Raw genomic sequence first — 23736 nt, 5'->3', positions numbered from 1 at the left:
TGCTATAACGGTAAAGCTATTGAGCACCTTCATCTTTACATTTGTGAAGAAGAAAGACGGCACCATCACACTCTTTGGCTAGCTCAGAGCAATATCTTTTAAATAATGGAGATTGCTTATTGCTTCACATTTTTGTTTATTCCGTTTTTTAATGGGATTTTGTTCCTCATGGAAAACAGAACGCCCTTTTGTTGCAGTTTCATGGGCTTGTTTTAAAGATATATCTCTCAAAGAGCACCCAAGTCCATTTCGCGACGGCGTCCATGAATGCTATAACGGTAAAGCTATTGAGCACCTTCATCTTTACATTTGTGAAGAAGAAAGACGGCACCATCACACTCTTTGCTAGCTCGTGGATGTTGCGACAGCCTTTGGCACTAGAGAGGGGTCATAGGAGGGATTTTAAATCTTTTCTTCTATATTTTTACCCACACGCTAGCCCCGCTTGTGATGTGCAAGGGAATGGTTTTGATTGATCCAAGAAAACAGATTTGAAATGAGAAAATCTTACGTTATTCGGGCGACTAATTCAATATAAATAATGCTAAATTATCATTATAAGTCAATGTATTGTGCAAATATGATATATCTTTAGGGTCTTTATGTTTTAAAGCTTGCACGAAATCATAATTTTTTTGTATAGCGAGCCAAGTGTGTGTAAAATACACACCCTAACCATTTCAAATCATTCAGCTGTTTCAAGAACAGATAAGCCAAGTTCTACGATTATATCTTCAATCACAAATTCATCGAAGTGCAGCGGATTTTCATCATTTTTTAGCGCTCCCTCTTCAGTGATCCTCTAGATAATTAACTCATTCGGCATCTATACCAGCAAAGCGAAATATTACGTGCTAATTTTTCTTTACATTCATTAACCAAGAACCCTCAAAATGACCTTTTAGCGGATAGAGCCAAAAGGATGAGTCATTCAAAAATCATTTGGTGATATAACTATATCAAGAGCACCGAGAATATGTCTTAGTTTCTAAGGATAGGCGATTTTCCCTCTTTTATTGTATCAGTCTTGTAGAAGACTTTAAGTCTTTTATGTTTAAATCAAAAAATCATAATTGGATTATATTGCATAAAGATGCTTTTTTTATTTTTCCATTTAACATACGATAAGGTACCATTTAGGCACGATGAGAAGCTTTCCCCTTATATCATGACTTCAGAGCTGCATGAGAGGGATAAAAGATGATGTGGCTTAATAAGAGAGTTTGTTCATAAGCCGTTTGGGTGTCTTAATCAAGGATGCCGTTAGGCGCACCACCCTTGTAAAGGGTTGCCTTGAGGCTTAAGGACCCAAGGCTTTTTAGTCCCTTCATTAAAAACGCGGGTCTGATGTCATTATTTTGGAGAGCGATTATGAAGAATTTGAGAGGCAGACAGCCTCTCATTTTGATTTGTATGCAAACGAATTGCACCCTATTTATTCAGGGAGAATAAGAACATACCCAGGAGGTGCTAAACGGAATAAGAGAGCGTCGTAACCCCACGCAGCATACAGGGAGCAAATAGAAAAAATGCCTTCACCAATTGCTAAAAGTAATGTGAGCGATATACCGGCCTCATCTGCTGTTGCTTCGCGGCGTTGTAAGTAGTATCCGACAAAAAAGAAAAAGCACGTTATTCCACTCGCACCTGCAAAGAAGCTTAATACGGCATGAACCGGTCCACGTATGCTGAACAGGATAAGAAAAATTGTGAAAGTAAATACTGTAAAGATCCCTTCGAATACCCTACGCACCATATTGCACAATTTTCGCATCATAATTGCAGAAAAGCTCTGTTCTACGTATCGATTTTTTCTTTTGATGCTTGTATTCTTAGAAGATATACTGTTATTTTTAGAAGATATACCGTCCACAACTCCCCCCGTTTTAAGCCAAGATGCTATGAAGCTATTTATTTTTAATTATATCATCAAAAAATACAAGAAAAATTTATTCATTTTAACGAAAAAATAGGTGTTTTATTGAGGAGCAAATCTATTTTCTTTCGCAAGAGTTATTCAATTCGTTCGCCAATAGAAAAACTACCCCCATTGAAGAGGAAGCTATCCTGACGCAGAAAAGCTTCATAAGCTGTATTTCAATCCGCTCAGAAATCGCAACTCTCTAATCTACCCGCTTAATCCACCTTTAAAACTGCAATCAAATAAATTCTGCTGATGACAAGTAATGATAACATGAAAAAGAAAAAATATCACAATATCAAACTCTTCAATACAGTATGAGCTTTATGATTTTCACGCAAAAAGCAAGTACCACCTCATGAACGACACCATACTAAAGTGCTGTGCATTCACAAATTTCCTAGCATTATCTCCGCTTCTCGAAATTGCACCTCTCCCGCAATCTTATCTCTCGATAGCACCCATTAAAGGCTTTTAAAAGGTCCAAGGAAAAAACTCTCTGAAAAAGCTTTCAAGCCTAAAACGCCCCCGCCATTTTTATCATGATGAGGGCACCAAAAATCACGCAGAAATATGAAAAATCTCCCCGCATTTAAGAACAGAGCTTGTGCTTCAATCGCACGCTTTTTCTTGTTCTTTTGTCCATTGTCCCAAGGCCGCAAGATGGTTCATCCGAGCCCGATGACGAAATGCCTTCTGTGCAACAGCAATATTTTCATCTTTTCCAGCCCATGCTTTTAAGGCTGCTGCTTGCAATGCGCGTCCATAGGAAAAGGTCAATTTCCAAGGCAATGAGCCTAAAGAATTCATGGCAGATAAATGCGCTGTTGCTTCCTGATCGGACTGTCCTCCAGAAAGAAAAGCAATTCCTGGAACAGCAGCAGGAACCGTTTGTTTAAGCACCTGGACGGTCTTTTCAGCAACTTCTTCAACACTAGCCTTGCGTGCATCCTTGCCATCAATCACCATATTGGGCTTTAAAATCATCCCCTCCAAAAGAATACGGGCTTCAAACAATTCTTTAAAGACAGCCTGTAAAACAGCGCGTGTCACCTCAAAGCAACGCGTAATGGAATGCCCACACGACGGTCCATCCATTAACACTTCCGGTTCAACAATGGGCACAATATTCAACTCCTGACACAAAGCAGCATAGCGTGCGAGAGCTTGTGCATTTTGTCTTATGGCCCCTCTTGTTGGCAAAGTATCGGCATTAATAGCAATTACCGCCCGCCATTTAGCAAAACGTGCTCCCAAAGCATAATAATCTTTTAGCCGCTCACGAAGACCATCCAACCCTTCGGTAATTGTCTCTTGCGGAAAAGCAGCCAATGGTTTGGCTCCCGTATCAACTTTAATGCCTGGCAAAGCGCCTGAATCCCGAATAAGATCCGTCAACATTTGTCCAGTTGATGCTTTTTGCCGAATGGTTTCATCAAATAAAATGACTCCAGAAATGGCATTTTCCATAGCTTCTTTTGCGCTAAAAAGCATTTCACGATAAGCACGGCGACTATCTTCATGAGATTCAACACCAATACTTTCAAAACGCTTGCCAATGGTTGCCGTACTTTCATCTGCTGCTAAAATACCTTTACCTGTATACACCAAAGAAAGTGCAATATCTTCAAGCCGTTCGTTCATAAAAAAATCCTCTTTATTTTGTCTTTAAATTTTCCAAAAGTGCGCACCACGCGCGATATACTCTACACAACAACACACAGTTCTTTTTTTAGCTGCACTTTAAATAAACATTTAAGCTTGCATAAGGGCAAAAATGCCAGGTAAAATCTTACCTTCCATCCATTCCAAAAAAGCTCCTCCAGCAGTCGAGAGATAAGTAAAATCATTGGCAACACCAGCATGATTAAGAGCGAAAACCGTATCGCCTCCTCCCGCAATTGAAACCAGTTTCCCTTTTTGACTACATTCTGCTGCATAGCGTGCCACGGCAATTGTTCCCTTATCAAAGGGAGGCATCTCAAAAACACCAAGGGGTCCATTCCACACAAGGGTAGCAGCTTCATCAATTGCAGCATTGATATGCGCAATAGAACGTGCACCAACATCCATAATCATGCCATCTTGTGGAATATCTTCAATGTCATAGAGACGATGTGGTGCATCTTTTTCAAAGCGAAATCCAACGACAGCATCCTGAGGGAGCAGAAGCTTACATTGACACTCTTGCGCTTTTTTAATGATTTTTTTAATTGTTTCCATCAATGCATGTTCACACAGTGATTTCCCTACATGGATACCTTGCGCCGCTAAAAAACTGTTGGCCATGCCCCCACCAATAACCAAAGAGTCGACTTTTTCCACCAAATGATTGAGCACAAAAAGCTTACTAGAAACCTTGGCACCTCCCACAAGGGCAATTACAGGACGTGTTGGATTGCCCAATCCTTTTTCTAATGCCTGCAATTCACCTTGCAAAGAGCGTCCTGCATAAGAAGGCAACAAATGCGTTATGCCCTCTACCGAAGCATGGGCACGATGAGAAACTGAAAAAGCATCATTAACATAGAGATCGCCATTATGAGCCAAAGCTTCTGCAAAAGAACAATCATTTTTTTCTTCCCCTGAATGAAAACGAACATTTTCAAGCAGTAAAACACTCCCATTTTGTAATGACTCAACTGCAACCTGCACCGCCGAACCGATACAGTCAGGAGCAAAAGCAACCGGCTGATTAATGATCTTTTCCAATACTTGTACAACAGGACGGAGTGAAAACTCTTGTTCTACCTTTCCTTTGGGGCGACCACAATGAGAAAGCAGAATAAGTTTAGCACCACGCTTTTGTAGCTCAACGAGTGTTTCTTTATGTCGTACAAGACGTGTCTCGTCACAAACTTTGCCCAGTGCCATAGGAACATTAAAATCCACGCGCACAAGAACACGTTTGCCCAAAACATCAACATCATCAAGTGTACGAAACCCCATCACTGCTTCCTCTTCACTTTCCATTGTTTCAAATAAAAACGCATCCAACAACCCTGCCCACTTTTCTTTCCAATTATCCCCTCTTTGCTTTTACAAGAGATCCACAACATCCTATCTCTCACCCTGTGCTTAAAAATCCAAAGCTTTTATCGTCAAATGTACAAAAGCCCACCATTGCTATTAATCTTCATATTCCATTGTGGCAAACAAATGCATTGGCTCAACTTGATCTCTATTAAAGCTTCCTTTTACTTCTAGGCAAAAGAATTTACATCTCCTTTTTTATGACGTTTTCTCAAAGGGTATCTCGTTCAGATCTTGCTTTTTCAAAGTTTATTCTTTTATTCAGCTTTTAAAAGCACGTATTGACCCAGTATTAAAACAAAACACATCATCAATGTTTCAATAGCTCTTCTCTCTAGCGCATGAGAACAACAGCCTCTATCTGTTTTTCTCAAAATTGCACAAAAATGAGACTTTTTCCTATAAAAAGAGGACCCTGAGGTCCTCTTATATTGTCTTAGCAAAAGCCACAGCCGTATCACTCATACGGTTAGAAAAGCCCCATTCATTATCATACCAAACCAAAACACGACAGAGCTGACCATCAATTACTTTGGTTTGATCATTGTGGAAAATCGCTGAATAAGGATTATGATTAAAATCACAACTCACGAGTTTCTCTTCTGTCGTGTCTAAAATTCCCTTCAAAGAACCTTGTGCAGCAGCAGCAATAGCTGTATTAATTTCTTCGATTGTTGTGGAACGCTTAGCAATAAATGTCAAATCAACCACAGAAACATTAGGGGTTGGAACACGAATCGATACACCATCAAGCAATCCCTTTAATTCTGGCAAGACCAATCCCACAGCTTTTGCCGCTCCTGTTGAGGTAGGAATCATAGAAAGAGCTGCCGCACGTGCACGATAAAGGTCCCGATGCATTGTATCCAACACAGGTTGATCACCCGTATAAGAATGGATTGTTGTCATGAAGCCCTTTTCAATGCCCACCGTGTTGTGTAAAACTTGTGCAACAGGCGCCAAACAATTGGTTGTACAAGAAGCATTTGAAACAACGCGATGCTCGCTGCTTAAAGATTGATGATTAACCCCATAGACAACCGTAAGATCTGCTCCTTCAGAAGGCGCAGAAACAAGAACACGCTTTGCCCCCGCCTCCAAATGAGCACTTGCTTTATCACGCGCCGTAAAAATGCCCGTACATTCCAAAGCAATATCGATATCCAAATCTTTCCAAGGCAATTGAGCAGGATCACGCTCTGCGCATACCTTTATTAAACCACCTCCCACATCAATAGCATCCCCCACCACCTCAACAGTTCCAGGGAAGCGCCCATGAACTGAATCATAGCGCAACAAATGGGCATTTGTTTCCACAGATCCTAAATCATTAATTGCAACCACTTTAATATCTTGTCGTCCACTTTCTACAAGCGCACGTAAAATATTGCGTCCAATACGACCAAACCCATTAATTGCAACACGAACCGTCATTTCACATGTTTCCTCATCAATTTTTAAAAGCACACCATTTAAAACACAATAAATAGGTATTTCATCAATCCCAAATCATTAATTCCTATAACGTCAATATCTTGATTAATCACTTACTTATCCACAATAATGCACAAGATCATCCACAACACTGTACAGTATAGACGCCCTACGACCAAACCAACTCATGACAACACAAGTTGTCATTTTGTCTTTTCCTCTTTGATCTTTCCAAGCTCTTTTTCTGCGGTCGCAACGACATTTTCCCAAGTAATACCAAAATGCGCATAAAGGGTATCAATTGTTCCACTTGCCCCAAAGCCCTCCATACCAATAAACACACCATCACAGCCAATAAAACGGTCCCATCCTTGGGAGACAGCAGCTTCAATAGCAATTTTAATCGGTGCCTCTCCAATGAGAGCACGCTGATAGGAGAGAGATTGTTGAGAAAAAAGTTCAAAACAAGGAACAGAAATCACACGCGTTGGGATATTTTTTTCTTCTAAAACCGCATGTGCTTGTACCGCAATTTGCAATTCTGAACCGGAAGCAAATAAAGTCACTTGCGCTTCATCACTGGCCGTTAATAATTCATAAGCACCAAGCATACAGAGATTTTCTTCTTCATACTCTTGACGCAAAAGCGGTAGATTTTGTCGACTCAAAGCCAAGGTAGAAGGTGTTCCGCGTGCTTTCAAAGCCAATTGCCAACATTCGACTGTTTCCATGGCATCAGCAGGGCGAAATACAAGATGATTAGGCATGGAACGCAGGCAAGCCAAATGCTCCACAGGTTGATGGGTAGGACCATCCTCACCAAGACCAATAGAATCATGGGTCATGACATAAACCACCCGCAACCCCATAAGAGAAGACAAACGCATAGCGGGACGCATATAGTCAGAAAAGCATAAAAATGTTCCCCCATAAGGAATAAAGCCCCCATGAAGAGCAAGCCCATTCATTATAGCGCCCATTGCGTGTTCGCGAATTCCATAATGCAGATAGCGCCCTGAAAAATCATCTGCAGAGATACTTTTCATTTGGCTGCTTTTTGTGTTATTGGACCCTGTTAGGTCGGCAGAACCACCAATGGTTTCCGTAATGACTTCATTGATCACTTCAAGAGCCATTTCCGAAGCTTTACGCGTAGCAACAACGGGGCGCTCTTCAACCAATTTCTGTTTATAAGCATCGATAGCGCCATCAAATCCGCCCACGAGATCGCCCCGCATCAATCTTTCAAACTCCACACGCTCTGAAACAGGAAGATCAGCAAATTTTTCTTCCCATTTTTGACGTTTTTTAGCAGCATTGAGACTAGCCAAGCGCCAATTATCGAGAATATCGGCTGGAATAACGAAAGGCTCAGCATCCCACCCTAAAGCGATACGGGTTTCAGTGATTTCTCGTGCACCCAAAGGGGCACCATGAACTTTATTGGTACCCGCTTTATTGGGTGCTCCAAAACCAATTGTTGTTTTACAAGCGATCAAAGTTGGTTTATCGGAATTTTGTGCCGCCTCAATAGCCCGCGCAATTGCTGCTTGATCATGCCCATTGACTTTATGTGTCTCCCAACCAGATGCCTTAAAACGCGCAATCTGATCTGTACTGTCAGCAAGGGAAATCTCTCCATCGATAGAAATATTATTATCGTCCCACAACACAATAAGCTTATTGAGTTTCAAATGACCGGCAAGGGAAAGTGCTTCTTGAGATATCCCTTCCATAAGGCATCCATCGCCTACCAACGCATAAGTGTAATGGTTGATAAGATCACCAAAACGGGCATTTTGCAAACGCTCTCCAAGAGCCATCCCCACGGCATTAGCCAATCCTTGTCCGAGAGGACCAGTGGTTGTTTCGATTCCCGCCACATGCCCATATTCTGGATGCCCAGCAAGCTTTGCTCCTAATTGGCGAAAATTTTTGAGATCTTCAATGCCAATATCTTCATAACCAGAAAGATACAAGAGAGCATAAAGCAACATAGACCCATGTCCTGCTGATAACACAAAACGATCACGGTTAGGCCAGCGAGGTTTTTTGGGGTCATGAGCAAGAAATTTTGTATAAAGAACCGTAGCAATATCGGCTGCTCCCATTGGCAAACCCGGATGACCAGAATTTGCTTTTTCAATCGCATCAATAGCAAGAAAACGGATAGCATTGGCCATCTGATTCTGTTGGTGGGTGTTTGTCATGAATAATCGACCATTTCGTTAAATACGTTATTCTGTTGCTTTTTCCGTATTCTCTTAAAGTTCTCAAGAAATACTATTTTCTAATCCTTAGCGTGAGACTTTTTGCCACCACTTCAATAATATTAATAACATTCCCCTCACGCGTTCTGTATATCCATGTCATTTATGCCAATACGCGCAAAAAATCCAGCTTTTAATTTATATCTATCCCCTGCTTTGCTTGCTAAAATATCCTACATACTTAAAAATAAAATGCACACAACACAAGAGTGAAAGTGATTCGTTTTTGCATAACACATTGATAAAGGATACAATTACCCAAAGGATAAAGGCAATGAACCAAGAGACTACAGTTCTACAAGATGCTTTAGAGCACCTAGAAAAGGCACTTAGAACTTTAGAGATCACCATAATAAACCGCAATGCCGTTATTGATAAAAATAACGAATGGGAAGAAGAAATCCAACGAATGAATGCTGACCGCAGCCATCTTGCCCAAGCGCTTGACAAAGCTGAAGCCCAAATTGAACGCTTAGAGTCCGTAAACAAAGAAGTTTCCAAACGTCTTATTAAAGCAATGGAAACAATTCGTGTTGTCATTGATAGATAAAGGTTTGAATGTATGGAAACTGTTTCCGTTACCATTGATGGTAAAATTTATCGCATGGCTTGTGACAAAGGACAAGAACGTCGTCTTATTGCGCTTGCTGCTCAATTAGATCAATATATCACACATTTAAAGAACAATTTTGGTGAAATTGGCGACCATCGTTTATCGGTTATGGCTGGCATAATGATTATTGATGAAATGGAAGAAATAAAACGAGAAAATAAAAAATTACAAGAAGACTACAACACTCTTTTACGACTCCACAACGAAAGAGACCGCACCATGGGGAAAATTATGCGTGACACCACACAACGCATTGAAAATCTCACCAACCAATTGCTCAAAGATGATCAAAACTGCACAAACATTCAAGAACAAGAACAGGAAGATTTCTAAAAAGTACATCAGCGCGTAATAAACCAAGATTTGACTTGCCTCTCACACCTTACAGAACAAAAATCCTAAAACCCACACCAGTGTGTAAACAGTCTGGTTTTTTATAGGAAGGATTCCAGCTACTCACGACTTATGGGATTAACTTAAACCTCAACAAGAAAGCCCTACCCTGAATATTTCACCTCCGCACAAACACTTCCTATATCAAGGAGGCTACCTTATATCACCACATTTCAAATGAGATGTCTTTTAAAAGCGCAATAAGATAACAAAACCAACATTATTGTAAAAAAAATCATATAAATGACAACAACAACAAACAAATAAAGCACCCTTCGAAAAAAAGAGCTATATTCATGTTCCCTATGAATGCATGCCAAAAAATTCTTTCCCCTAGATAATACAATATATATTAAAAAATAACCTTATCTATTATACCGTAAAACACCGCTATTTGATAATATAAGCACCATAGAGTCTTTGCGCCTGAAATGTCCATCCGATGAAACCCACCGAAAAGAACCGTATCATTTATAAACCAGCGTGAATTAAGTATTTTCATCCTTTAGAGCAGGAAAAAAGTCAAACCCAAAGAGTATGTTAATCTCATACAACCTCAAACATCATAAACAACAATAGCTCTTGAAACCATCCTCTACCGACATCTTTATCCTTATAACAAATAATCCATATTTCTCTCCCCACCCCTCAAAATCTCCAAGCTTAATAAAAGAAAGAGCAAGTCGGCATCATCATTATAGTCAGCCCTCAATATTGCAACAGCCCCCTTGGCTCTTGAAACGCTTCATAAGAAGTATGCCTTTCTTGTACAATTTTTACCCACATGTCCCACCCACTTATGACGTACAAGCAAAGAGTTATGATTAACAAAACATAAATAAATTTAAGATAATCTTACGGTATTCGGGGTTCTAATTCAAGTTTAATAACGATAAATTATCATTATAAATCAATATGTTGCAAATTCCCCGACAAAGCATATTTAAAAACACATTCACCCATCACTTTTTCTTATAACATACCAGTACGATTTTTTAGGTACATAATTTTAACTTTATTCAATTCTGTTTGCAAAAGTTTAAAATGAGAACAATTTCAAGGCTCTCATCCAAAAAGAAAAAGAATAAATTCTCATTATCAATGAACATCTCGCTCGTATAAACATCAATAAAGCAATTCCCAATATGCCTCAATGAAATAAAAAGGGGGCTCCCATTAAATGCCCTACCGTAAAAGCAGCTTCCTCAGAACTAAAACAAAATCAAAAGACAATATCACCGGATCTGCTCCCATCACCAAACTGGACGACCTAACGCAATATCTTGCTATCTTACGATAGGAGATAAAAGAATAATGAGTCTATGGAGGCATTCACAAAAGACGAACAGCCGTTGTTTTTAAAGCCTGTTCAAAGGCGCATGAAAAAACACCATGCGTAAACGGCTCAAATCCCTTTCGTTCCATCTTGAGAGACAGAAGCAATACGCAAGAGATTTGTCGCACCAGGCGTTCCAAGGGGAACACCAGCTGTCACAAGGAAGCGATCTCCCCCTTTGCAAAAACCTTCCTGAAATGCAATGGCTGCTGCACGATCAACCATATCCTCTAAACTCCGTGCATCTTGCGTGACCACACAATGAAGCCCCCAAACGAGAGCCAAACGCCGTGTTGTTTCCACAATGGGAGATAAAGCAATAATCGGTCTATTAGGGCGTTCACGAGAGGCGCGCACCCCCGTTGTTCCTGAAGCCGTATAAGCAACGATAGCGGATAGCGCAAGTGTTTCAGCAATCTGACGCGCAGCAAGAGAAATCGCATCCGTTCCTGTTGATTCTGGTGCTGGATGTTGTGCTCCAACCTGAGCGGCATAAGTGTGATCCTGTTCGATTTGCCGCGCGATTCGGTCCATCATAAGCACAGCTTCTTCAGGATAACGACCAGAAGCAGATTCAGCCGACAACATCACCGCATCTGTTCCTGCATAAACTGCTGTAGCAACATCCGACACTTCTGCGCGTGTCGGAACAGGAGATGTGATCATTGATTCGAGCATTTGTGTTGCCACCACAACAGGCTTTCCTGCTAAACGACAAGCTTTTATGAGCTCCATCTGAAGTGCAGGAACCTTTTCCAAAGGCATTTCCACTCCGAGATCACCCCGTGCAATCATAATGCCATCAGATACCTCAATAATTTTCTCTATATGCTCCAAGGCTTGAGGCTTTTCGATTTTAGCCATCAAAGACACCTTGCTTTTCGTCAACTGACGCACCGCCATAATATCTTCTGGACGTTGAATAAAAGAAAGAGCAACCCAATCAACAGGCTGCTGTAAAAGAGCCTGAAGATCCCCCTTATCTTTTGACGTCATCGCATCAAAAGGCAAAATTGTATCGGGAAAACTGACACCTTTTCGATCAGAAATACGGGCTCCAGCAACCACGCGACACTGTATAGAATGACCATCACAAACTTGCGCACGCAGTTCCACCCTTCCATCATCAATCAACAACCGATTTCCTGGTTTAACAGCTGAAAATACATCCTCATGAGGGAAAAAAACACGCTGTGCATCACCAAGAACATCGCGATTATCTAACGTAAAGCTTTGCCCAACACGCAAATCTGCTTGCCCCTTAGCAAAACGCCCCACACGCAGTTTTGGCCCCTGAAGATCCACTAAAATACCAATGGGGCGTCGAACTGTTTTTTCAACTTCTCGTATAGACTTGACCAAATCACCCAGCATATCACGATCAGTATGGCTCATATTAAGACGAAAAACGTCTGCCCCTGCCCTAAAAAGCTTTTCAATCATCAAACGAGAAAAAGAAGAAGGACCAAGAGTGGCAATAATTTTTACTTTACGTGCACGTTTCACGGTGGAGAATTTCCTGAAAGAGAAGGTATAACTGAATTGTTTAGCAAAGACTCATCCGTCAACTGTACCATCCAACTGGTTTGATTTCCGGTATCGATTTCTTTAAATTCAGCCTTTTGATATCCTCGAGGGAAACAATCATGAACCCCTTGAATGGTAAACTGGCTATCTTGCACACACATGGTCACAGAGCCTGCCCAGTTCCCTTTTTTTTGTGCCCCTTCCGCATAAAAATAATAAAACCGTGAAGCAAGAGGCCCCTCAATTAAAGTTTTACACTCCGTCACTGGTACAGTCCACCAGCCTTCGCTCACCCACCCTGAAAATGTACGATATCCAAGAGCAACCCCTACAGACTGCTGAGTTGTATTACAAACCCTAAAGTCAGCTTTTGCAAAAACAACAAGGGGAAACAAGAGCAAAAGGCTCAAGAGAAAAACTTTTAATCCTTTCTGAAGCACCCAATATCGTTTTTTTAAAATCACAAAACTTCCTCTATAATGCCAAATTCTCAAAACAAATTACACATTTCTTTATTTTAAAAGCTTTTCAAATCTAAAACGTATATTTTTCTTTTTATAGCCCTTTTATCAATGCATATATTTTAAAAATTTTACAAAATATTTAAAGTCAATTTGTAAAAAAACTGTGTAGCTTGACTTACTTTTTATTTTCAAGCTTTTTTAACCTAAATTCGTCGTCGAAAAACAACTTAAAATATATAACTTGGAGAAAAATACAATGAACGATACAGTAACCGATCAAACACACGCTATATCCGTAAACCAATTACGCTCTTTTATCGAACGTATTGAAAGACTAGAAGAAGAGAAAAAAACCATTTCTGATGATATTAAAGACGTTTACACTGAACTTAAAGGCTCTGGTTTTGATAGTAAAGCTGTTCGAAGCATTATACGATTGCGTAAAAAAGAAGAACATGAACGAATGGAAGAAGAAGCAATCATTGAGCTATATAAAAATGCGCTTGGTATGAATTAACACCATTGAGAACATTGGAAATTTTCCTAAGAAAAGAAAATATAAAAAACAAATGAATGTATAAAAATTTCACCCAAACAATAAGCAGTTTGTGTAACTTGTAACGAGACTATCGGTCACAGAATACACAATATTTATAACAGCCCTCACATTTAAAAGGATTTATACAGAGAATTTTTATTCTTATTCTTCAATCATTTTTATCCACATAAACCCTCACTTGTATGCCAACCTATGCCAACCCAGTTTGTGATGTGCAAGAGAGGTGTTTTTATGATTAAACATCTAGAGATTTGAAATGAGAAAGTCTTCCGATATTGAGTACTCTCTTCCTTCAAATTGAAAAAATGAATTATGATGATAAATCAATTTATTATCTACGAAAAGAAACATATGAAAGCGGTCAGCAGTTGAAATCCGCTAAACGAGAGTCTGAACCGTTTACAAAAGAAGAGGTGGTTAAGGATCTTCGTCTTTTAGGATAGGGAAAAGTGCAGCATATTTATACATTTGATAAAAAGACCCTTAACAAAACTTTATTCAAATCTATTAAAGGACTCATACAGATCATTGATTCGAGAGGTTAGAATGTGATCTCTCCATTTTCCAGAAATCATCAAATAGTCTTTAGCATAGCCTTCTTTTTCAAAATGAAGGCGTTTTAATAAACGTTCGCTTTTTATGTTCTCAGGTCTATAATTTGCCATCACTCTATGCAGATGATAAATATGAAAGATATGCCGTATTAGAGCCTATAAACTCTCAAATATGAGACCTTTTCCTTGTTGTTTTTCATCAAGAGAAAAACCAAGATGACAGACTTGAAAAACACCCAGAATCACATTTGTAAAATTCACAACACCAATAATTGTGTTTTCATTTTTTAATCGTACGGCATATCGGTATGCTTGTCCCTTTGCACTTTCACAAGCAAATGCATTGGCTTGTGTTTCCCAAGCCGTTAGGCTGTGGTAACCATCAGATCTAACAGGTTCAAAAGGACGCAGGTGATTCGCATTACGGAGGAAATAAGAAGACAGTTCAACTGCATCTTCTAAACCGATCAATGTGGAAATTGTTCGCTTTGTTTTAATCGCCATCATTTTCTCCTCCTAGAAATGTTACAATAACATGTTGATTTATCCTAACAAATCATCATTTTTAAACTCAAATCATAATATCGAATACAGTAAGCTTTTCTCATCACAACACTTCTTATGTTAGAATTAATGAGGATCATTTGCTTTTCCGTCATAAGCGGAGGTGGTATCTTTAAAGCATAAGGTAAAGACAAGGGCATGTTTCTTACGAATGCTCTCAAATTCCAAAGGAGCTGTAGCAACATTGGGGACTGGCAAAGTATGCAATGAAACTGGCGTGCTTCCATATATGAAATTTTGAAAAAGCTCCCAGCAAAGATAGTTTTGTTTCTTTGCCTTTTAAGCTCAGAGCATGCTTGTTTTGCGCTACCATATCATTGCCCCCGTATAGAAATCCCAATGACCATCGCCTTGAAATGCTATATGTTACAGTGCAATCTAAAAAGTCTCTGCCATAACTCGTCAACAGCACTGTTCCCGCTAAATCAGCCACAAACTCTTGTAACAAATCAAAGAAAAGCGATGATGCAATACAAATCTTTTAAAGTTTTTTAGATATTACCGTGAACACGCTTCCATTTCTTCGCGTAAAATTTCAAGTTCTAGCCATTCTTCTTGCTTTTGTGTGCAAGTATTTTTCTTTTTTTCCAATGCCGTTGATAAACGCTCAAAACGTTCTTTATCGCGGCGATAAAGGGTTGGATCAGAGAGCTCTTGCTCAATTTTTTTGATTTCGTCCTGCAAAATAGCGATTTCTTCAGGCAATTTTTCTAATGCATAAACCTGCTTATAAGACAATTTACCTCGTGTTTTTTTCTCCCGCCCTACCAAGCTATGATCTGTTGATGAGTCCTGCTTTGAAAGCTCTCCCGCTTGAGATTTTGAAGGTGCTTTACGCTGCGATAATTCTGTTTTTTTGCGTTGTAAACGAAGAGCATGCTGGTTTTGCGCTATCATATCACTATAGCCACCCGCATACAAAACCCAATGACCATCACCTTGAGGTGCCAACATATGCGTTACAGTACGATCTAAAAAGTCTCTGTCATGACTGACCAACAATACTGTTCCCGCAAAATCAGCAATAAATTCTTGCAACAAATCCAAAGTTTCCATATCCAAATCATTGGTCGGTTCATCAAGAATCAAAAAGTTTGCAGGACGCGAAAGAAGGCGTGCAAGCATGAGGCGTGCTCTTTCTCCCCCTGAAAATTCTTTAAGGGGAGTGCGTGCTTGTTCTGGTGAAAATAAAAAGTCTTTCATATAAGAAACAACATGCCGCTCCAGCCCATTGATCACAAGAGTATCACCTCTTCCTCCCGTTAAATAATGCGCTAAAGTTTCTTCTTCATTTAAAATACGCTGCTGATCAAGCAATGCCATGGAGAGGTTATAGCCATGCCTCACCGTTCCACTATCCACGGCTTCTTGCCCAATTAATGCAGACAGGAGCGTTGTCTTTCCGATACCATTAGGTCCCACCAAACCAATTCGATCACCCCGCTGAATGCGCAAAGAGAAATCTTTCACGATCATGCGCTCACCATAGGATTTTGAAATTTTCTTTGCTTCAAGCACCAATTGCCCAGAATCATGACTTTTCGCTGCTGTCAAAAGTGCATTTCCTGGCTGCCCTTTATAGGTTTGATGACGCTGTCTTAAGTCTTTTAATTCGCCTAAGCGCCGTACGTTACGCTTACGCCGTGCGCTCACGCCATAACGCAACCATTGCTCTTCACGAGCAATTTGGCGCCCCAATTTATGCTGTTCGATGGCTTCTTCTTCCAGTGCTTTATCACGCCAATTTTCAAATTCTGAAAAACGCTTTTCCAGTCTTTTGGTTGTGCCACGATCAAGCCATACCGTTGACCGCGTAACATTTTCTAAAAATCGCCGATCGTGGGAAATCACCACAATCGCTGAACGCAAAGAAGACAAAACAGCTTCCAGCCATTCAATAGTTGGTAAATCAAGATGATTGGTTGGTTCATCTAAGAACAAAATATCGGGTTTTGCAGCAATGGCCCGTAACAACGAAACACGCCGCTTTTCGCCTCCCGAAAGCGTTTCCAATTTTTCCGTCCCCGAAAACCCTAAATTTGTGCGAAGCGTATTGATCCACTGGACATCAGATGTATCGTCCAGCCCCGCTTCCATATAAGCATTAATATCTTCAAATCCTGAACAATCCGGATTTTGTGAGACATAACGGAACGTTACTCGCGGGTGGCGAAAAATTTCGCCACCATGAGGTTCTAATATTCCTGCGGCAATTTTTAACAGGGTCGATTTTCCACAACCATTACGGCCAACCAACGCAATACGCGCCCCCTGCTCAACCGATAAAGAAGCTTGATTGAGCAAAGGCGTTTTTCCAAAATTTAAGAAAATGCGGTCAAGCCGCAGAAGCGGCACCGCCATTAACGAACGCGGCGCGGACAAGGTGCTTTATACATCACCCCTCTTGCATCACGGTAAGCACATAATTGTCTAACAGAAACTCTCTGCCCACAAGGAGCTTGGTAAACATACCCTCTACGACCACGATACGTGCACAATTGTGATGCCTGTCTTTGTTGTTTTCTTTGATTTGCAGCTGCACCTGTTACTGTTCCAGCCAAAGCACCAAATGCTGCACCGGTAAGCGCTGCTCCAGGCGTACTTCCACCAATAGCAGTTCCAGCCAAAGCACCGATTGCTGCTCCTCCTACGCCGTAACGTGCAACACGTTCATCGTTTGTAGTACAAGCGACTGAACTGAAACCAATGGCTGAAACAACGGCCACTTTAAAAATTGATTTTAACATATCAAAACCTTTCCTTCTCAAGATCAATACATATATCGTTTATGTCGGCACTTCATCACTAGGCCCCCCTCTGCCTTATTCAAAATATATTGGAAGAGCTTTATGGAATAGGCACAGACGCTAACAATATAGCTTTTCCAGAACCTAAATGGCAAGAAAAGGTTCCACAAATACGGTTAGAAAGTGTTAAAGAAGAGCCAAATGACACATTTTTGTCACAAATTTGCCATTTTACTCCCTTAAGCGTTAAACCTTTTAAATCAGAAAAACCGATAATACTAAACAAACATCCCTTAGGCAAATCATACGAACAAGGTTTTGACAAAACCGGCCAACCTTCTTCCAAACCGCTTGTCAACAACACTGAAATACCCCTTTCAGCCATCATCAACGCTTGCGTCATATGAGAAAGGCTATGATCACTTCGCTTCCCTGCCAAAGCACCGCATAAAATAAGCTTTTTAGCGCCATTTTGCAGCGCTCTTTCACATGCCAGAGCACTATCTGTCATATCTTTATCAGAAGGAAAAACTTCACGCGGAACATGACTATATTGACGTATTAAATTCTCATCTGATGAATCAAAGTCCCCTAACCACAACTCAGGCATCACATTAAGCGCTGCCGCATGACGCATACCACCATCAGCAGCAATTACCCGACTGTTTTGAATTTGATTAAGCAAACGATCAGTGATATGAACATCCCCATTTAATAATATCGTAAATGTTGTCATGCCATACTTTGCCTTTCACAAAATTTTCTTTACAGTGCATCTTTTATAAGTGAGAGTCATTTTTTATAAACAAAAAGCGTGATATAGCCAAACGAATCCCTACTCCTAATGCCTTTCTTAAAGAAACATACGATACAAAGATACAAATGCAATTTGCCAAATTACTCCGCAGAAATAATGTGCACCATGGTCCAACGCACCCCATTTTTCACCGCAATTTTCTTTTTCACTCATGCCTGTATAAAGCAACTTTCATAAGTTTAACACTTCTCCTTTCGGCTTGTCATACACCCCTTTCTCAAAATAACAGGCTTTCTTCCATTTCTTCTAAAACTATCAAAAGTGTCAACAATCACAATATCTATGTCACATTAAGCGCTCTGCAACACCCACGTATTTTACAAATGTATGGTGGCGCTTATCATAATGCAAAACTTGAACACCTTTTAGCAAAGATTGTCCGTAAACTGGCAGTTGCATCACATAGTTCTCATCAAAGCTATTCTGTAACAATTTTAAACTCAGAAACTGTAAACGCTTTTGCGCTCCCCAATGGTTCGATCTACATCACCCGTGGCATGCTGGCATTAGCCAATGATTCTTCAGAAGTTGCAGCCATTTTAGCCCATGAGATAGCACATATCAGAGCCAATCATGGCATTTTACGCCTGCAAAAAGAAGCCCAATTAAAGATGACAAATCACATGTCTTCACGTCTTCTTTCTTCTATTGGCAAAAAACTTCATAACCCTATGCAAAACAAGCAACAACTCGCGCAATTTTCCCGCAATCAAGAGCTGGAAGCTGACTCCCTTGCACTCGAAATGCTCCAACAGTCAGGATATGATCCTTTTGCTTCACCGCGCTTTCTTCAAACAATGGAAGCCTATAGTGCTTTGCGTAATATCTCTGGCACCCAAAATGCCTCTCTAGATTTTCTAGCTTCTCACCCAACTACCCCTCAACGCATTCGGCTTGCGATAGAAAAAGCGCGTAAAATCAGTAAAGGGAATAATAAAATATCCGATCATGATTCTTTTCTCAAAAGCCTTGATGGCATAATTTTTGGAGGAGGCTTTTATACAGGTTTTGTACGAGGCAACCAATTTATTCACCCACAATTGCGCATAGCTTTTTCTGTTCCAAACAATTTTACAATAGAACATTCAGCACACACTGTTTGGGCCAGTGGACCAGATAAAATTGCGATTCGTTTTGACGCTATTCCACATCCTGCTGAAATATCTGCGAGTGATTATTTGAAAAGCGGCTGGATTATCGGTCTAGATCAATCATCTATCCGCCCCATCACAATTCAAGGGCTCCGCAATCAAGAATTTATGCGTCAAGAATCCCAAAACCAAAGTTTACTTGGAGCGCGGGCCCATGCTACCAATGATCAATGGCAATTTGATGTGGTTGTCATTCCATTCAACAACCACATCTTTCGTTTTTTGACGGCCGCTCCACATAATTCTCGAAATTTTGCAGAGGTTGCCCAAAAAACGCTACAAAGCTTTCATTCTCTTTCATCTTCACAGTTAAAAAAATTGCAGCCCTTAAAAATCCGTGTTGTCCGTGTTAAACAAGGAGAAACCGTTGCCAATCTTGCAGATAAAATGCAATACACACCCTATAAAGAAAAACTCTTTCGCATCCTCAACGCCCTCTCACCAACGCAAACTTTACCCGCAGGTACAAAAGTGAAAATTATTACAGAATAAGCCTTTCTTCTCATCCGTTACAGTTTTGATTCTTTTCTGTCTGTATCACGCCCCCCCCTTAAAGCATATTCGAAAATAAAGAGGAACACTTTAAAATCCAACTTCATCATGCCTTTATAGGTCTCCGTTTGATATATATTTCCTCCAAACTAACAGCCCCCTATCTTCTTCTGTTTATCAGTAGCACTCCCAAAGAGGCATATTCCTAAACAAATATGGCCATCCCCTAAAGCTGACTTTATCATATTCTCATATGCCCCCACTTAATATATTCTCTTTCCCCCCCAAAAGCCTTTCACTGCTTATATATCGTAAGCATCTTCTGAATGAATCGTAAGGAGAGCAGAACGCAATTTTTGCAAAGCCCTAGCTTCAATTTGACGCACGCGCTCTTTCGAGATTCCTAATTTTTCACCCAAAACTTCGAGAGTCGCACCCTCTTCATTTAAGCGACGAAAGCGAATAATTTCCAACTCCCGTTCGTTGAGAATTTGCAACGCATCGTAAAGCCATTGTGTACGCCGTTGACCATCAATGACTTGCTCAATTAAAGCATCAGGAAGAGGACTCTCATCCACCAACACATCCATCTTTGCAATGGGATTATCACTGTTCTCAGAAACAGAAACACTCAAGGAATTATCAGAACTGGAAAAACGAAAATCCATGGTTTCAACATCACGCACAGAAACGCCGAGTTTTTCAGCGATTGTGCGAAAAATATCCTGTTTCGATAAAGCACTATCATCCTGCACCAGTTTTGCTCTCAAACGCCGAAGATTAAAGAAAAGTGCTTTTTGCGAAGAACTGGTTCCCCCTCGAACAATTGACCAGTTTCGCAAAATATAATCTTGAATAGAAGCGCGTATCCACCACGTTGCATATGTTGAAAAACGCACTTCCCGATCAGGTTCAAAACGTGCAGCTGCTTCCAATAGTCCCACATACCCTTCTTGTACCAAATCCCCCAATGGCATTTTGAAACGTTTAAAGCGATTAGCAATAGCAATCACTAAACGCATATGAGCCGCTGCAATTTGATGCATGGCATCATCATCACGTTTGTCTTTCCACCGCAGAGCCAAATCATGCTCTTTTTGTCGTTCAAGATAAGGTGCTTGCATAGCAGAACGCATCATATTACGTCCTAAGCTTTTGTCTGCATCGCTATAATTTTTGCTGCTTTTATAAACAGCATTTGAAAGATTACCCATAATAACCCCTTGCGATTAAATTTATCAAAATTGATTTGGCAACGACATCATTGTTCTTCGCTTAAAAAGAACGCAAAAGTTGTTAACTTCTGTAACCACTACTTTAACGTGTAATTTTATAATCGCAATTGTTTTTTTTACTGTCATGGTAAAACTTCTTGTCATAAGACACAATTTCACCTGCAAAATGCCTTTACAATATGCCTTTTAGCCTATGAAATATTTGAAAAAACTTTCTTTTCACTTTTCATGACAAAACAGCAAAAAAATAAAGTGATCATGCAAAAGAAATGCCGTTTTTTGATAACCGGTTCCGTTTCCTTTTAAATTGAAGAATTTATTTATGCTTTCAGCTTTACAATACAACTAATAAGTGTAATTTGCAAATATAAAGCATCTAAACTGAATGAAAACTGAATGAAAAAAGAATCATTCAAGTTTTAAAGGCGCAAAGAAACAGCAAAAAATGACAAGAGTGATTGAAGCAAACGCAACAAACGTGTTAAAGAAAGAGCACCATTATGAAATTATCGCAAAAAGCTTTTGACCAGTGCCACACTGAGAAAGAAAATGATCATGGATAGCAAGATTGTTCAACAGAATGAGATTCTTCAAGATGATATTCTCATTGAAAAACACGGAAGGGGTAAATTTGAAGGTTTTCGTTTTTATGCCAACAAAAACAGTACCGATCAAATAGCTGGGAAGCAAATTTCGACAGAAATAGAGAATGAGAATTTGATTCTTGCTTTTTCCAAACGCGCGACACGTTTTTGTGCTTGTGCAAATGGAGATTTTACCCTCAGTTCTGATGGAATTGTGCGCTGGATTGGTCAACCCGTAGGACAACTTGTAGCAACAGAAGATTTTTTCAAACCAAAACTGATTGTTTTAGCAGATGAACAACTCACGGGAGAATCCCGCAATAACGTTGTGAAACGATTAGAACGCTTTGTCACCTTTCATTTTGAAACGACTTTAAAACCCCTGTTTGATTTGCGCAATGCTGATAATTTAACGGATTCAACAAACAGTCTTGCTTTACAACTTTTTAACTCTTTAGGGATTTTACCACGCCGCGAAGTCTTAGACATTGTCAAAAACCTTGCACAAGAATCACGTGCCGTTCTTCGACGTCTAGGCGTGCGTTTTGGCGCTTTTCATATCTATGTTGCCGGAATGCTTAAACCTACTCCGGTTCAAGCCATTACTCTCCTGTGGAATCTTCAAAATGCGGAACAAGATCAAACTGGTTTGGGTGAAATTTTTTCAGCATTATCTGCTGGTCGAACCTCTTTGATTGTTGATCCTACCTATAACCGCCAATTTTATCAATTAGCCGGCTACCGAATCTTAGGACAACGTGCTGTACGGATTGATATTTTAGAACGTCTTGCCAATCTCATCCGTCCCGCACTTCATTGGAAACAAGGAAGTGATCCTAAACCCGATGGAGCCTATGATGGCAAAAGTTTTTTTGTTACACCAGCCATGATGTCCATTCTTGGGGCCAATGGAAACGATATGGAAGAAATCCTCAAAGGACTTGGTTATCAATCGTACAGCATAAACAATACTGTTTTTGAACAAAATCTCTTTGCACACCAAGCCTCTTCCCCTGTCAATAGGGCAATGCAAGATGTTCCTGCAGCAGAATGCGTTGGAAGTCAATGGCAAACAATAAGCGATTTAGAAACAACACGAGAAGAAAAAAATACCTCATTCCCAAACACTTTATCCTCTAGTATTGAACAACATCTCCATAAAACCAATCGCTTACCAGCAGCTGAACCTGTTGGGAATTTTGCCAAATCCCCTCGCTCTACAGAAGAAGATAAAGTTATTTTATTATGGCATTATAAGCATCAATTTCCCCACCATGCACAAAAAAAACGTGATAAATTAGGAAATAAGTGGCAAAATAAATCGAAGAACGCTGTAAAAAAAGCGGAATACAAAAATGAAAATTCCCCTCAAGAAGCACCATCACAAGCAAAACGCTCTCATAAGTTCCACAAATCCCAAGGAAAACATGCAAATCATAAGCCCTTTCAAAAAGAAAAGCGCCTTAATCCTGATTCACCTTTTGCGAAACTAGCTGTACTACGCGATCAACTCACCAATCATAAAAACACGCACACACTTTCCTCTAAAGAGAATTAAAGTAACAAATGGAGTTTGATCTTGACCCACGTAGTAACCGACAACTGCATTCACTGCAAATATACCGATTGCGTTGAAGTCTGCCCAGTTGATTGTTTTTATGAAGGGGAAAATATGCTTGTTATTCACCCCGATGAATGCATCGATTGTGGTGTTTGCGTGCCAGAATGCCCAGCAGAAGCGATTTTACCTGATACAGAACCAGGATTAGAAAAGTGGTTAGAACTCAATCTTCATTATGCAAACAAATGGCCTAATCTAACCACCAAAAAAGATCCTCTTCCTCAAGCAAAAGAAATGGATGGTGTTCCAAATAAATTAGAAAAGTATTTTTCAGAAAATCCAGGAAGTGGCGAAGAGTAATGATAAAGTGTACACTCTCCTCCTTCAACGATTGAAAGACTTCTCTTGTAAAAATAAAAAATCCTTAAGCGAAATGATTGATTCTTTTAAATTTTGATGTTAGTGTTATTTTAACATGATC

17 protein-coding genes and 2 pseudogenes are annotated in these 23736 nt (G+C 40.0%); 6 read left to right on the top strand and 13 right to left on the bottom strand.

What is annotated here, in order from left to right:
* Positions 1–84 precede the first annotated feature (84 nt).
* The 6 genes and pseudogenes from ACFINA_RS02735 to tkt all read right to left on the bottom strand — a co-directional run.
* A pseudogene (locus ACFINA_RS02735) lies at positions 85–368 on the bottom strand (integrase arm-type DNA-binding domain-containing protein); the annotation flags it as partial.
* Positions 369–1435: 1067 nt separating this feature from the next.
* The gene (locus ACFINA_RS02730) at positions 1436–1777 is read right to left on the bottom strand and encodes a hypothetical protein (protein WP_375610290.1); all 342 of its coding nucleotides are present in this window, start codon (positions 1775–1777) and stop codon (positions 1436–1438) included.
* A 756-nt stretch (positions 1778–2533) separates the two neighbouring features.
* Entirely contained in the window at positions 2534–3565 is a 1032-nt protein-coding gene (locus tag ACFINA_RS02725; protein WP_375615023.1) for a class I fructose-bisphosphate aldolase, read from the bottom strand.
* A 111-nt stretch (positions 3566–3676) separates the two neighbouring features.
* Positions 3677–4870, bottom strand: coding sequence for a phosphoglycerate kinase (locus ACFINA_RS02720; RefSeq protein WP_375615064.1), 1194 nt, complete (start codon positions 4868–4870; stop codon positions 3677–3679).
* A gap of 510 nt (positions 4871–5380) precedes the next feature.
* Positions 5381–6388, bottom strand: coding sequence for a type I glyceraldehyde-3-phosphate dehydrogenase (gene gap, locus ACFINA_RS02715; protein WP_375614514.1), 1008 nt, complete (start codon positions 6386–6388; stop codon positions 5381–5383).
* 203 nt (positions 6389–6591) lie between these two features.
* Positions 6592–8598 (bottom strand): transketolase, encoded by a 2007-nt coding sequence (tkt, locus tag ACFINA_RS02710; RefSeq protein ID WP_375615022.1) that lies wholly within the window; start codon positions 8596–8598, stop codon positions 6592–6594.
* Between the two features lie 334 nt (positions 8599–8932).
* On the opposite strand from tkt, the gene ACFINA_RS02705 reads away from it, so the two are divergent.
* Both ACFINA_RS02705 and ACFINA_RS02700 read left to right on the top strand, forming a co-directional pair.
* Positions 8933–9208: a DUF4164 domain-containing protein gene (locus ACFINA_RS02705; RefSeq protein ID WP_005774573.1), complete on the top strand. Its 276-nt coding sequence runs from the start codon at positions 8933–8935 to the stop codon at positions 9206–9208.
* Positions 9209–9220: 12 nt separating this feature from the next.
* Positions 9221–9604 carry a cell division protein ZapA gene (locus ACFINA_RS02700; RefSeq protein WP_375606565.1) on the top strand — a complete coding sequence of 128 codons (384 nt, stop codon included), beginning with the start codon at positions 9221–9223 and terminating at the stop codon, positions 9602–9604.
* Positions 9605–11069: 1465 nt separating this feature from the next.
* Here the strand turns inward: ACFINA_RS02700 and pyk are convergent.
* The gene (gene pyk, locus ACFINA_RS02695; RefSeq protein WP_375608411.1) at positions 11070–12506 is read right to left on the bottom strand and encodes a pyruvate kinase; all 1437 of its coding nucleotides are present in this window, start codon (positions 12504–12506) and stop codon (positions 11070–11072) included.
* Complete coding sequence (locus ACFINA_RS02690; RefSeq protein ID WP_375606567.1) at positions 12503–12991, bottom strand: DUF1036 domain-containing protein; 489 nt, start codon at positions 12989–12991, stop codon at positions 12503–12505. The genes pyk and ACFINA_RS02690 overlap by 4 nt, the downstream gene beginning before the upstream one ends.
* A gap of 256 nt (positions 12992–13247) precedes the next feature.
* Between ACFINA_RS02690 and ACFINA_RS02685 the strand changes: the two genes are divergently transcribed.
* On the top strand, positions 13248–13508 hold the full coding sequence (locus ACFINA_RS02685; RefSeq protein ID WP_005774567.1) for a DUF2312 domain-containing protein: 261 nt from the start codon (positions 13248–13250) through the stop codon (positions 13506–13508).
* Between the two features lie 536 nt (positions 13509–14044).
* On the opposite strand, the pseudogene ACFINA_RS02680 reads toward ACFINA_RS02685, so the two are convergent.
* The 4 genes and pseudogenes from ACFINA_RS02680 to ACFINA_RS02665 all read right to left on the bottom strand — a co-directional run bounded on the left by ACFINA_RS02680 (position 14045) and on the right by ACFINA_RS02665 (position 18151).
* A pseudogene (locus ACFINA_RS02680) lies at positions 14045–14608 on the bottom strand (GNAT family N-acetyltransferase).
* A 558-nt stretch (positions 14609–15166) separates the two neighbouring features.
* The gene (locus tag ACFINA_RS02675; RefSeq protein WP_375615063.1) at positions 15167–17029 is read right to left on the bottom strand and encodes an ABC-F family ATP-binding cassette domain-containing protein; all 1863 of its coding nucleotides are present in this window, start codon (positions 17027–17029) and stop codon (positions 15167–15169) included.
* Positions 17029–17415, bottom strand: a complete 387-nt coding sequence (locus ACFINA_RS02670; protein ID WP_375606568.1) for a hypothetical protein — start codon at positions 17413–17415, stop codon at positions 17029–17031. The genes ACFINA_RS02675 and ACFINA_RS02670 overlap by 1 nt, the downstream gene beginning before the upstream one ends.
* A 100-nt stretch (positions 17416–17515) precedes the next feature.
* Positions 17516–18151, bottom strand: coding sequence for a thiamine diphosphokinase (locus ACFINA_RS02665; RefSeq protein WP_375606569.1), 636 nt, complete (start codon positions 18149–18151; stop codon positions 17516–17518).
* A 146-nt stretch (positions 18152–18297) separates the two neighbouring features.
* Here ACFINA_RS02665 and ACFINA_RS02660 point away from each other — a divergent pair, with 146 nt between their 5' ends.
* Positions 18298–19875 carry a M48 family metalloprotease gene (locus ACFINA_RS02660; protein WP_375606570.1) on the top strand — a complete coding sequence of 526 codons (1578 nt, stop codon included), beginning with the start codon at positions 18298–18300 and terminating at the stop codon, positions 19873–19875.
* Between the two features lie 302 nt (positions 19876–20177).
* Here ACFINA_RS02660 and ACFINA_RS02655 read toward each other — a convergent pair whose 3' ends face one another.
* Entirely contained in the window at positions 20178–21089 is a 912-nt protein-coding gene (locus ACFINA_RS02655) for an RNA polymerase factor sigma-32 (RefSeq protein ID WP_142415995.1), read from the bottom strand.
* Between the two features lie 576 nt (positions 21090–21665).
* On the opposite strand from ACFINA_RS02655, the gene ACFINA_RS02650 reads away from it, so the two are divergent.
* Positions 21666–23252, top strand: a complete 1587-nt coding sequence (locus ACFINA_RS02650; protein WP_375614516.1) for a hypothetical protein — start codon at positions 21666–21668, stop codon at positions 23250–23252.
* A 21-nt stretch (positions 23253–23273) separates the two neighbouring features.
* Positions 23274–23615, top strand: a complete 342-nt coding sequence (gene fdxA, locus ACFINA_RS02645) for a ferredoxin FdxA (protein ID WP_015856977.1) — start codon at positions 23274–23276, stop codon at positions 23613–23615.
* Positions 23616–23736 lie beyond the last annotated feature (121 nt).

Origin of the sequence: Bartonella sp. AC10YNML (assembly GCF_042196825.1) — a bacterium.
GTDB lineage: Bacteria > Pseudomonadota > Alphaproteobacteria > Rhizobiales > Rhizobiaceae > Bartonella.
This window is presented reverse-complemented; position numbering and strand designations above follow the sequence as displayed.